The following is an 11610-nucleotide window of genomic DNA, read 5'->3' as shown; positions in this document are numbered from 1 at the left end:
CCTTGAAAAGGAACACAGGAAACCGCGTTTCGGACAGCACCAAACAAGCCATTCTGGCGGGCTACGGCCGGCTGCGGAATGCCTCGGCCGTTGCCAAGATCTACGGCGTCGATCGCCAAACCGTAGAGCGTATCGTTGGCGCCAAGGGGACCAAGAGCCCACACAAAGAGAAGAAACGAGAGGATTCCTCCGCTGCCGACCGGGATACCGGCCGGAACCCGTTGAGCCGTGCGGTGGCGGTCATCGGCAACCGCGTCGCGAAGGGCAAAGACGGGGGGCCGACGCTAGACGGGCGCCCAAGTTCGGCGCGGCTCATCGTTGAAGCCGCAAATGCTGTTCTGGCTCAACGGAAACAACCTCTGATCAGCTACCCAGGAGTGCGTACATGAGCCGCCCGCTCGATTACGCGGGCGGTGGTGCACCGGGCCTGGCGCCCTTCGGTGAGACCGAATGAATGACCGCCGCCTACATCGAAAATCACCCCTACGCGGCCCAATGGCTGCGCAATCTCATCGCCGCGGGCGAGATCACTCCGGGAGAAGTCTATGAGCGAGACATCAAGGACATTCGGCCAGATGAACTTGCTGGATACGATCAAGTCCACGCCTTCGCCGGAATCGGGGTCTGGCCCTACGCCCTCCGACGCGCCGGATGGCCCGACGATCGCCCCGTCTGGACCGCATCCTGCCCCTGCCAGCCTTTCTCCGGCGCAGGCAAAGGAGATGGGTTTGCTGACGAGCGGCACCTATGGCCGTATTTCGAATACCAGCTTCGCCACGGAAAGGGCCGACATATACCGCTCCTTGGTGAACAGGTTGCGTCTCCGGACGGCCTCGCGTGGATCGACCTTGTATGTGATGACCTGGAAGCACAGGCGCACGCCTGCTGGTCGACTGATATCTGCGCTGCGAGCGTCGGAGCCCCCCACATCCGCCAAAGGCAATATTTCGTCGCTGCTGCGTTCGAATACCTCTTCCCCGGAGCAGCCGAAGAACTCGACCGGATATTCGCCCGACTTGGGATTGAGCGGCTGGTCGACGGCGTCGGCGCGGGACTGGAAGGACACGGCCGGCATGGCGCTGACCGGGACAAACCCGGACGGATCGGAGCGCAGCCGGAAGACGGTGGAATTGCTGGCGGGCTGGCAATCTCCGACGAGAATGGACAGCGACCGCGGCGAATACCAGAACGATCAGGGGGACAAGGACAAGTCGCGCCTCTCGAATCTGGGCCTCGTTACGGAAACAGCCTGCCCGGCCCGGTTAACGGTTTCTGGTCAGATGCTGACTGGCTCTTCTGCCGGGATGGAAAGTGGCGACCAGTTGAACCCGGCACATTCCCGTTGGTTAATGGGTCTGCCTTCAAGTTGGGATCTGGCAGCCCCTTTGAAGGCAAAAACCGCGCGGAAATGCTCCGGGGATACGGCAACGCGCTCGACTCCGAACAGGCGCAAGCCTTCATCGAGGCGGTGATGGAGGTGCTGCCGTGATCAACGCCGCAAGCTCTTCGGATATTGCCGCGATGTTCTCCGCTCTGGCGCGTAGCATCGCCTGCAGCTCGGTCGCGACGCTGTCAGGCACGCCCGCGCCCGCTACCCATCGCCTCATGGTGCGGTCGGAAATTCTCAGGTCTCGGGCGAGAGGAGATTGCCACCTCTCGCCATACAGGGCCAATCCGGCTCTGGTCAGCAGGTCAGTTTGCATAAGGGTCATATGCCGGAACGGAACCCGGCTTCCAGTCGCGCGGTCCGTGGGGCCAGACCTTGCCGTTGTAGGAGATCGAAAACCGCATTTCGCCGCGCTCATTGACGAGCAGCGCGGGCGGCATCTCGCTGGCGCCGACGCCCATGCGGTCGCGCACGGCGCAGAACTTCTCCGAGGCTTCGGAAAGAGAGGCGACGGACCAACTGCGGCCCTCGACCTGAATGAAAAGCTCTTCGTTCTTCGTGATCTGAGTCATGTCCGGCCCTCCGTGGCCGTATCGGGCGGGGCCATTCCCCATCCCGTATATGTCCTAAATATAGGACATAAAGAAGACGCAGTCAAGGGGGTTGCCTGATGCTGGATCTGGACGAGGGCCTGCGCGCGCCGATCGTGGCCGCTTTCGCCGCAACGGCGGTGGAAATGCTCGGATATGCAGAGGGGTATTTGGACGCCCCAGGTCCGCGGCGCCCCGACGATATCCGCGCTGCGGAAGAGGCGCGACGGACGATCCTCGACGGTATGCGCCGAAATCTGGGGCCCCGCCTTTATGCCGAATTCAGCAAGCGGTGGAAGGCCGGCCGGGCTCGCTTGCGCACTCAAATGGAAGCAGGAGGGGGATCCTGATGGCGGCGCGCGGGAAACACCTGCCCGGCGCGCTTCAGGGCATGTGGCAATGGCCGGACGGCGCGGCGATCGCGCGCGGCCGGGTGCAGCATTCCGAGCACACCGCCCGGTTTCGCCGGGAGGCTCACGAGAAGGCGGTGGGCGCCAAGTTCCCGGCCGGGGTGCCGGAAGACAGCACCATCGAAGACGTCGCCCGGGCGCTCTGCCGGTACTGGCAATCGGAAGCGGACGGGCTCATGGCCGCGAACAAGCACGGGGCGTCCTACGACGCCGAACAATGCCAGCTCGACGTTATGGAAGCGGTCAGGATCCTCACCGGCGACAACGCGGTCCGGGACGCGGTCTATGCCGATATCGCCGAATGGCGGTGCGGGAACGGGCCCGGCGGGCATCGCGGGCGGACCACTCAATCAACCTGAAAAACAGGCTATCGACAGCGGGGAAAGACTATGCCGGAAAACAAGCGTCAACATGACACCGACGAGGATCTGTTCGAGGCCATGGCGGACGTGGATCTGCGGGACCTTGCCTGGATGGCATTGGACACGCAGCGCCTCCTCAAATCAGACTTTGCCATCACGGCGACCGGGGACGAGTTCCGGGCGGCCATGTTTCTGTGGTGCGAGGCCTGGCATCAGGTCCCGGCCGCGTCCCTCCCTGACGACGACGCCGTATTGGCCTCCCTCGCCGGGTACGGGCGCGCGGTGGGCGAATGGCTCAAGGTCCGCGAAAAGGCACTCCATGGCTTTATGAAGGGGCCCGGCGGGCGCCTCTATCATCCGGTGATCTGCGAAAAGGTGAAGGAGGCCCTGTCGTTCCAATCCGTCACCGAATCCAAGCGGACGCTGAGCCGCAACAGCTCGCGCCGGTACCGGGAAAAGCTCAAACGGGAAGCGGAGGCCGCGGCGGCGGGCGGGAATAGCGCAGGAGGCGGCGATTCCGCGTCACCAGACCGTCACGCGTCGGCATCACGTGACGGTCACGGTGACGTCACGGTGACGCCCGGTGACGCCCTTACTATACCTAACCCTACAGAACCTTCCCCCCCTTTATCCCCCCCGCGAAAGGCGAGGGGGAGAAAAACACGGGGCGAAGAATTGCCGGAAGGGTGGAAGCCGGACGCCGAGGCGGTGGCCTATGCCAGGCGCCTCGGTCTGGACCCGGACCGGGAAGTCGAGAAGTTCACCAACCACATCCGCGGCGCCTGCGGCGGCCGCGCCATAAGCCCGGACTGGAACGGCCGGTTCCGCTCCTGGTGTGACAAAGCACCCGGCCGGCGGGAGGGCGCGGCGCCCTCCGGTACCGGCGGTGGAGAACGCATCAACGGGCGCACCGAGGGAATGTGGCGCTCGCTGGTCGGCGACTTCAAAAACGGCAAGCGGTGGATATGGGGGGGCGCCGCTCCGGGCAAGCCCGGATGCGATGTGCCGCCGCATATCCAGCGGGAATTCGGTTTTGAACCTGTGACCACGCATTGAGGGGGTGACGATGATGGCACGGAATGTCGGCAGGCCGCCGAAAAAGGGCCAGGAGTTTCTGGCAATCACAAAGGACTTTGGAACGCCGGAACGGAAGCACCACGGCGGCGTTCAGCCGGTGGCGATCAAGCCGAAGGCGGGCAAGGACGTCGAGGTGGTGGCGCGGGTCAACTACGAACACCCGCTCGATATCTACCGGAAACGGGCGCAGGTCAACGAACGCGAGTTCGCCGCCGGTATACGCTTTCGCGGTCTCTATGAATTCGCGGTCGGAACGCAGGTCACGGCGGCCTACAAGGACCTGATTTCCGGAGAGCGCGGCGCACCGAGCGATGGGGAAAGCCGCGCCCTCGCCCATTCCGTGGTGAACCAGATCCTTGAGCGCATGGAAACAGCCAAGCAACGGGCGGCGATCATCGGCGTTTGCGGGCACGGGGATTTCGCCGGGGTCGCTTTCGAGAAGGAAGGCATACGCGTTTCCGGCGGGCACGCGTTGAGCGAACTCAGGGGGGCTCTGAACAAGGCGGCGGACTATTGGGGGCTTCCGAAAGAGCGAAACGATGAATGACGCGGATCTGGACGAAGCACTTCGGAAGCATGAGATACTGTTGGATCGGTTCTTTGACGAGATCGTCAACGCGTGGGGCGAGGCGGTCATTCGCGAGGCTTTAGACCGTCATCTTGCCGATCAGGCTCTTATCGCCCGCCTTCAGCCGCGCTGCCATCACCGGCACATTGTCGCGAAACACTCCTGGTAGCCCGCCGTTTCAACATATTGTGGGCGTAAAAATAACTTGCGCATCATAAAGTCGTTCGGTACAAAAAAAGCACTGTCGCGAAGTGTGAGAGAAAACCCGCCCGGGCTCCAGAGGCGGGTTTTTTTGTTCGCTTCTTTGACCTAGCGGACGGTTGCCGGAGTGGCTGAACGGTGACCTGACGCAAGGCCTCTCACCGCTGGCGCAGGCGGCAATGGTGCGGGGTCCGTGGGTTGGAATCCCACACCGTCCGTTAGGTCAAACGCGGGTTGCCTCCGCTTCGCGCGTATCCCCCCTATAGAATCCCCCGCCGGCGGGGGCCCGGGTGTTAGCGCACCCAAAGCCGAGCGGCGGCACCGCTCAACGGATAACCGGCCCCGCCTTCCCTCCGGAGGGCCCGGCTCACAGCCGCTGGTTGATGGGGCTGACTTCCGCCTGGGATCGGGCAGCCCCTATGAAGGAAAGTCCCGCGCGGGGATGCTCAGAGGCTACGGCAACGCGCTCGTCGGGCCGCAAGCACAGGCGTTTATCGAAACGGTGATGGAAACGCTGCTGGTTGACACGGCGGCATAGGCGCGAAAGGACACGCCATGAAGACCTTCGAGACCTATCTGACCGATGCCGAGCGCAACGGCTGCATTGACCATCGCCTGCGGTTACAGCGCGGCCCGGGCGGCGAGGTGCGGTTCGATATCCATCCTGTCGACCGGGACGGCGAGACGCTCGACCTCGAGGTCGCCGGCAACAGTTTGGCGCCGTTCTTCAACGCCGAAGTCGCCGAACTGCTCGAAATCGAAGGTTTCGTCACGAAAGAAGACATCGAGGAGATCAAACGCTTGATCCGGGCCGGGCTGCCGGTTCCGGCTGCCGGGCTTTCCCGCGATGACGTTCCGGAGCCGGAGGGCGACGGCGACACGCGCCTGTGAGCCGGCTCGCTCGGCTTCGGGAGCGGGTAACAACGCGCGACCTTCGCCGTACCGCCGCTCCGGAGCCCAAGAAGGCGGATCCTTTCTACGCGTCGCCGGAATGGCGGCGGCTGATGGCCGCGATCATCCGCGAGCGCGGCCGGAAGTGCGAGGAATGCGGGCGGACACTTGACGAGGCGGGCGGTCGAGTCCGGGTGTTCGGCGATCACATCGTTGAACTGAAGGACGGCGGCGCTCCGCTCGACAAGGCAAACGTGATGCTGCGCTGCGGGCGCTGCCACACGAGGAAGACCATCAAGGCCCGCGCGGCCCGGATGAAGGGGTAAGGGGGGTAAATCTCTACGGTTTTTGGGGGTCGTTACCGCTAGGGGTCTCACGCGCAGAAAAAATTTCTGCGTTTGATTTTTTCTTTGATTTCCGGAAATCAAACCGAGGGGTGAAAACTTCAATGGCTAGAGGCGGTTACAGGCCGGGGGCCGGGCGCCCCAAAGGCTCCCGCACCTCGCCGGAAAAGAAAGCTGCGAAGAAGGCGAAATCGACCAAGCCAAACAAGCCTTCGGAGAAGCCGACGGCTGCGCCGGAAACGGAAGCGACCGACGAGCAGCTGATGCCTGTCGACTACCTGATTAAGGTCATCAACGACCCGAGCGCGAACGCGGACCAGAAAATGCGGGCGGCGATCGCCGCGGCACCTTTCGTCCATACCCGTACGGCGGACAACAAGCCGGGCAAGAAACAACAGGCCGCGGACAGGGCGAACGCGGCGTCCAGTTCCGGACGTTTTGCCGTTCCCGCCGGCCCGCCGGGGCTCCGCAAAGTCGTGGATAACACCGGGTGAAGTGGTCCACGGCCTGCCCCGATTGGGAAACGAGGATCCGGGAGGGGCGTTCGCTCGTTCCAATTGAGCCGCTTTTCCCGAACGAGGCGGAAGAGGCGCTCAAGGTGTTCAAGTCCCTGAGGATCGCCGACGCCCCCGGGCAGCCGACTTTCGGTGAAGCGTGCAAGCCTTGGGTGTTTGACCTGGTAGCGGCGATTTTCGGGGCGTACGACGCAGAGACCGGTCGACGCAAGATCCAAGAGTTCTTCCTCCTGGTCTCGAAGAAGAACATCAAGTCGACCCTGGCGGCCGGCATCATGATGACGGCCATCATTCGCAATTGGCGAATGTTCGCCGAGTTCCTGATACTGGCGCCGACAAAGGAAGTCGCGGACAACGCATTCAGCCCGGCAAGCGGCATGGTGGCGCTCGATGAAGAGCTCGCCGAAATCATGCACGTGCAGGATCACATCAGGACGATCACGCACCGGCAAACCGGGACACAGTTGAAGGTTGTAGCAGCGGACAGCGAGACGGTTTCCGGGAAGAAAGCAACGGGCGTCCTGGTTGACGAGTTGTGGCTCTTCGGCAAGCGTGCCGCCGCGGCGAAGATGCTCAGAGAGGCAACCGGCGGGCTGGCGTCCCGGCCCGAAGGCTTCCTGATGTTTCTGTCGACGCAGTCGGACGATCCGCCGGCGGGCGTGTTCAAGCAGAAGCTCGATTATCACCGTAACGTCCGGGACGGGAAAATCGATGATCCGGTCAGCTTGCCGGTGATCTACGAGTTTCCGCAGGCGATGCTGGACTCGGACGCACACCTGGACCCCGCGAATTTCGGGATCACAAACCCGAACCTCGGCGTTTCGGTCGATACGGCCTTTCTTGAGCGGGAACTCGCCAAGGCTCAGAACGACGGGGAGGAAGAACTCCGCGTCTTTCTCGCCAAGCATCTGAATGTCGAGATTGGGCTTGGGCTTCAGTCGGACCGCTGGCCCGGCGCGGAATTCTGGGAGGCCTCGGCAAACCAGAGTTTGACTTTGACCGAAATCATCCGGCGGGCCCGGGTAATTACGGTCGGAATTGACGGCGGCGGCCTGGACGACCTCTTAGGTCTCTGCATCTTGGGCCGGTGCGCCGTGACGAACGACTGGCTCGCCTGGAACCATGCGTGGGCCCACCCATCGGCGCTCAAGCGAAGGCAGCGAGAAGCGCCGCGCTACAAGGACTTCGAGAAGGACGGAGACCTGACCATCGTTAAGGCGGTCGGCGATGACGTGGCCGACGTTGTCGACCTCGTTGCGCTGGTGAAGGACTCCGGAAAGCTGGCGGAGGTCGGGGTTGACCCCGCCGGCATCGGGGCAATTCTCGACGCGCTCGAGGATCTGGGCCTTGACGAAAAGCAGATTGTTGGAATTCCGCAAGGCTGGAAGCTTTCCGGAGCCATCAAGACCACGGAACGGAAACTCGCTGCCGGCGGCATGCTCCATGCCGGCATGCGAATGATGAACTGGTGCGTCGGCAATGCGCGGCAGGAGCCGAAAGGTAACGCCATCCTGATCACGAAACAGAAATCCGGCGCGGGAAAGGTCGACCCTCTGATGGCGACTTTCAACGCGGTCGCACTCATGAGCATGAACCCGGAGCCCCGCGGCGGCCGGTCATTCTGGGATAGTGAGGACTGATGAACGAGCAAAGCGGATACGGTTCGATGGCCGGGCGGGCTCTTGACGTCGTTCTGGTATTCGGAGGCGCCGCGGCGATCGCATTCGGCGCCTGGCAGCTCCTTGCGCCGGCCGGTTGGATCGTTGGCGGGGCACTTGCGGCCGGCCTTGGCCTATTCGGTTCGGTCGGCCGGACAAGCTGATGCGCGGGATTTTCTCATCGCTGTTTTCGCCCGCTCGCAAGAACGTGGCGTTTCAGGAGGAATTCTGGCCGGATTTCATCCGCCGCGCACGATCCGGGCAGGTTGTGACACACGAGACCGCCCTTCAAACAATGGCGGTTCTGGCGTGTGTCCGGGTTCTCAGCAACGGCGTTGCGCAGGTTCCGTTCAAGCTGTTTCAGAAAAGCGGCGACGAGCGGAAAGAAGCGACAGGCCATCCGGTTTTTGACCTGCTGCACCGGCGCCCGAACGAGTGGCAGACCAGCTTTGAGTACCGTGAAACGATCATGTTGCACCTGCTGCTGGCGGGAAACCACTACTCGTTCAAAAACGTCGTCAATCGGAAACTGATGGAACTAATTCCGTTAGAGCCCGGCAATGTGACGGTGAAACGCGAGGTCTCAGGGCGCCTGCGATATCTGGTTCAAGGCGCGGACGGCAAACAGGAAGAATTTCCGCAGGAGGCCATCTGGCATATCCGCGGGCCGTCCTGGAATAGCTGGCTCGGAATGGACGCGGTCAAGTTGGCCCGTGAGGCAATTGGGCTTTCACTCGCGACCGAGGCCGCGCACGCCGATCTGCATGCAAACGGCGCATGGGCGTCCGGGACATATTCCGTCGACGGTACGCTTGACGAAGAGCAGCACAAGAAGCTCGAGGCCTGGATCAAGAAGAGCATCAGCGGTCCAAACCGCGGTGCGCCTCTGGTACTCGATCACGCGGCAAAGTGGCTGCAACAGTCAATGTCGGGTGTCGATGCTCAACACCTTGAGACCCGGAGGTTTCAGGTCGAGGAGGTGGCTCGGGGACTGGGGGTGATTCCGATGATGATAGGGGTCACAGAAAAGACCGCAACCTATGCGTCGGCGGAACAGATGTTCATAGCACATGTCGTTCACGGTTTGGCGCCGCATTACGAACGCATCGAGCAGTCGGCTGACGTGAATCTTCTGACCAAAGAAGACCGGCAGGCGGGCTTCTACACAAAGTTCAACGCCGACGGCCTGATGCGGGGCGCAGCGAAGGACCGCGCCGAGTTCCTCTGGAAGATCTGGTCCATGGGCGCCATCAACTCGAACGAAGTTCGGGAACTGCTCGATCGCAACCCCTATGACGAAGGAAGCATCTACCGGGTTCCGTCGAACACTATGGCAGTCGAAAAAGGCTCCAAGAGCCTTAGCGGCGGCGAGGATCCGGGCGTTGAGCCGCCGCGGCGGCCCTCCCCTAACTGATCAGGAAAAAGCTATGGCGAAACGACTTATCGAAGTCGCCCCGGCAATGGCGGGGCGGGCGGCAAACCGTGCGCCTGCAGCGCTCGGGCCGGGCATCATTCGGCTTGCCGAGGGTGAGCAGGATGAAAACTCCGCTGAAATCTACATCTATGGCGATATCGGCGGCTGGTGGGGCGGCGTTGACGCGGAGGTGCTGGCGAAGGAAATCGCCGCGCTCGACGTTGAAACGATCAATGTCCGGATCAATAGCCCGGGCGGGCTCGTTTTCGGCGGTATCGCGATCTACAACGCGCTGGCTCGCCACAAGGCCAAGGTGATTGTCCACATCGACAGCCTGGCCGCCTCTATCGCGTCCGTAATTGCTATGGCCGGCGACGAGATCAGGATCGCCGAAAGCGCACATATCATGATCCACAAGCCGTGGTCTGGCGTCATTGGTGATTCCGATACCATGCGGCTCGAGGCGGATATTCTCGACACGTTGGAATCCGCGATCATCGACACTTACGAGGCTCGCACGGAACAGGACCGCGGAGAACTCGAGGCGTGGGTTGCCGCCGAGACCTGGTTCAAGGGCAAGGACGCCGTAGATCACGGATTTGCCGACGTCCTCGTGCCTTCGAAAAAGAAGGCCAAGGCCGCCGCGGGCTCTGCCCTCCTCGCCTATTTTCAGCGGACACCCAAGGAACTCCTGCCCGAAGGGGCATCGGATCCTGCCGTCCGTGAAATCGAGCGCCTTCTCCGAGAGGGGGAAGGTTTCTCCAACGCGCATGCGAAGCGGCTCGCGTCCGCCGTCATGCGCATCACCGGCCCGCATCGTGACGGTGCGGGCCAACAGCCGACCGACACCCTGCGTGACGAGGGAGAGGATCAAGAGGCCCTTGAAGGGCTTTCTCAGCTGGCTGCAACCATCCGATCCACGCTCAACAAGTGAGGTTTGAAATGCCCGATAAAGCACCGAAGGAAGTCATCCAGGAGGTCGAATCTGCGGTCAAGGAACTGCACGCGGCCAACGACGCGAACGAGAAGCGCCGGGACGCGCTTCTCGAAGAGAAACTCGAGCGCATCAACGAGACGCTCAACAAGCACGAAGGTCTGAACCAGGCGATTACGCTTGCCGAGGCAAATGCCAAGGCAATCAAGGATTTTCAGGAACAGATGGATCGTATCGAAGCCGCGGCCAACCGGCCCGGCATGCCGGGCGGTGCGAACGACAACGCCGACGCGGAGTATCGCGCGGCATTCGACCGCGCAATTCGCCGTCCGGATGATGACCGCTCGCCGGAAGACCGGGAGGCCCTGAAGAAGCGCAAGAACGCGCTGACGAAGAGCGATGACAGTGGGGCCGGCTATCTCGCGGCGCCGCCGGACCTCCAGAAGGAGATCATCAAGGACCTGATCGAGACCACTCCTATGCGGGCTCTGGCAACGGTTCGGACCATCGGCGGGTCCAGCCTGAAGCAGCCGCGGAAGACCGGTAACGGATCCGCGACGCGTGTGGGTGAAACCCAACAGCGGAACAACACCGGAGATCCGAGCTACGGCATGTTCGAGGTCAACGCGCCGGAGCTCTTCGCGCGCGTCGAGATCGCGCAGCAGATGCTCGAGGATCAGGACTACGATCTGCTGGCCGAGCTCCGGGAAGACGCCGTGGAGCAGTTCTCGGTGAAGGAAGGCGCGGAGTACATTTCCGGCACCGGCGGCAGCAATCAGGCCGAGGGTATCCTCACGAACGCCGACATTGCATTCACCGCCGGCGGACACGCGTCCCAGATCACGGCCGACGGTCTTATCACGATGTGCTACGACCTCAAGACCGGTTACAGCCGGAACGCCACTTGGGGTCTGAACAGGAAGACACTCGGCGCGATCCGCAAGCTGAAGGGCTCCGACAACAACTATCTCTGGCAGTCGGGCCTGGCCGCCGGAAAGCCGAACACCATTCTGGATTCGCCCTATGCCGAGATGCCCGACCTGCCGGACATCGCGGCCAACACTTTCCCCGTCACCTACGGCGACTTCCGCAAGGGATATGTGATCGTGGACCGCGTCCTGATCATGTTCCAGGTCGACTACACCACGGGCGCCGACAACGGCCTGGTGGTGTTCCGCGGCCGCCGCCGCACCCGCGGGGGGGGGCCTCCGCCGGGAGGCATCCCCCAGGAGGCGGGTCGGAGCCATGTCGTTCTGGGG

Annotated in this window: 16 protein-coding genes; 15 read left to right on the top strand and 1 reads right to left on the bottom strand. The window is 62.7% G+C overall.

Features of this window, described 5'->3' with window-relative positions; translation table 11 throughout:
• Window positions 1–2 precede the first annotated feature (2 nt).
• Complete coding sequence (locus tag IG122_RS22610; protein ID WP_193188839.1) at window positions 3–389, top strand: hypothetical protein; 387 nt, start codon at window positions 3–5, stop codon at window positions 387–389.
• Between the two features lie 65 nt (window positions 390–454).
• Entirely contained in the window at window positions 455–1489 is a 1035-nt protein-coding gene (locus IG122_RS22605) for a DNA cytosine methyltransferase (RefSeq protein WP_193188838.1), read from the top strand.
• Window positions 1490–1692: 203 nt separating this feature from the next.
• Here IG122_RS22605 and IG122_RS22600 read toward each other — a convergent pair whose 3' ends face one another.
• Window positions 1693–1959: a hypothetical protein gene (locus IG122_RS22600; protein ID WP_193188837.1), complete on the bottom strand. Its 267-nt coding sequence runs from the start codon at window positions 1957–1959 to the stop codon at window positions 1693–1695.
• A 98-nt stretch (window positions 1960–2057) separates the two neighbouring features.
• On the opposite strand from IG122_RS22600, the gene IG122_RS22595 reads away from it, so the two are divergent.
• From IG122_RS22595 to IG122_RS22535, 13 genes are all read left to right on the top strand, one after another.
• A complete protein-coding gene (locus IG122_RS22595; RefSeq protein WP_193188836.1) occupies window positions 2058–2327 on the top strand; it encodes a hypothetical protein in 270 nt (89 codons plus the stop codon).
• On the top strand, window positions 2327–2746 hold the full coding sequence (locus tag IG122_RS22590; RefSeq protein WP_193188835.1) for a hypothetical protein: 420 nt from the start codon (window positions 2327–2329) through the stop codon (window positions 2744–2746). Before IG122_RS22595 ends, IG122_RS22590 begins: the two co-directional genes overlap by 1 nt.
• A 30-nt stretch (window positions 2747–2776) precedes the next feature.
• A complete protein-coding gene (locus IG122_RS22585) occupies window positions 2777–3805 on the top strand; it encodes a DUF1376 domain-containing protein (RefSeq protein ID WP_193188834.1) in 1029 nt (342 codons plus the stop codon).
• A 10-nt stretch (window positions 3806–3815) separates the two neighbouring features.
• Window positions 3816–4373, top strand: coding sequence for a hypothetical protein (locus IG122_RS22580; protein WP_193188833.1), 558 nt, complete (start codon window positions 3816–3818; stop codon window positions 4371–4373).
• Window positions 4366–4563, top strand: a complete 198-nt coding sequence (locus tag IG122_RS22575; protein WP_193188832.1) for a hypothetical protein — start codon at window positions 4366–4368, stop codon at window positions 4561–4563. The genes IG122_RS22580 and IG122_RS22575 overlap by 8 nt, the downstream gene beginning before the upstream one ends.
• A 587-nt stretch (window positions 4564–5150) precedes the next feature.
• On the top strand, window positions 5151–5486 hold the full coding sequence (locus IG122_RS22570) for a hypothetical protein (protein ID WP_193188831.1): 336 nt from the start codon (window positions 5151–5153) through the stop codon (window positions 5484–5486).
• Entirely contained in the window at window positions 5483–5812 is a 330-nt protein-coding gene (locus IG122_RS24520) for an HNH endonuclease signature motif containing protein (RefSeq protein WP_319024955.1), read from the top strand. The genes IG122_RS22570 and IG122_RS24520 overlap by 4 nt, the downstream gene beginning before the upstream one ends.
• Before the next feature lie 122 nt (window positions 5813–5934).
• Entirely contained in the window at window positions 5935–6324 is a 390-nt protein-coding gene (locus tag IG122_RS22560; RefSeq protein WP_193188830.1) for a hypothetical protein, read from the top strand.
• On the top strand, window positions 6321–7985 hold the full coding sequence (locus IG122_RS22555) for a terminase large subunit (protein WP_193188829.1): 1665 nt from the start codon (window positions 6321–6323) through the stop codon (window positions 7983–7985). Before IG122_RS22560 ends, IG122_RS22555 begins: the two co-directional genes overlap by 4 nt.
• The gene (locus IG122_RS22550) at window positions 7985–8167 is read left to right on the top strand and encodes a hypothetical protein (RefSeq protein WP_193188828.1); all 183 of its coding nucleotides are present in this window, start codon (window positions 7985–7987) and stop codon (window positions 8165–8167) included. The genes IG122_RS22555 and IG122_RS22550 overlap by 1 nt, the downstream gene beginning before the upstream one ends.
• Window positions 8167–9417, top strand: a complete 1251-nt coding sequence (locus IG122_RS22545; protein ID WP_193188827.1) for a phage portal protein — start codon at window positions 8167–8169, stop codon at window positions 9415–9417. Before IG122_RS22550 ends, IG122_RS22545 begins: the two co-directional genes overlap by 1 nt.
• Before the next feature lie 13 nt (window positions 9418–9430).
• On the top strand, window positions 9431–10351 hold the full coding sequence (locus IG122_RS22540; RefSeq protein WP_226893872.1) for a head maturation protease, ClpP-related: 921 nt from the start codon (window positions 9431–9433) through the stop codon (window positions 10349–10351).
• Window positions 10352–10359: 8 nt separating this feature from the next.
• Window positions 10360–11610: phage major capsid protein (locus IG122_RS22535; RefSeq protein WP_193188826.1), on the top strand; the 1251-nt coding region annotated here is incomplete at its 3' end.

It is taken from the genome of Nisaea sediminum, from assembly GCF_014904705.1.
Taxonomy (GTDB): domain Bacteria; phylum Pseudomonadota; class Alphaproteobacteria; order Thalassobaculales; family Thalassobaculaceae; genus Nisaea; species Nisaea sediminum.
Note: the sequence above shows the minus strand (reverse complement) of the source record. Positions and strands in the feature narration are given on the sequence as shown.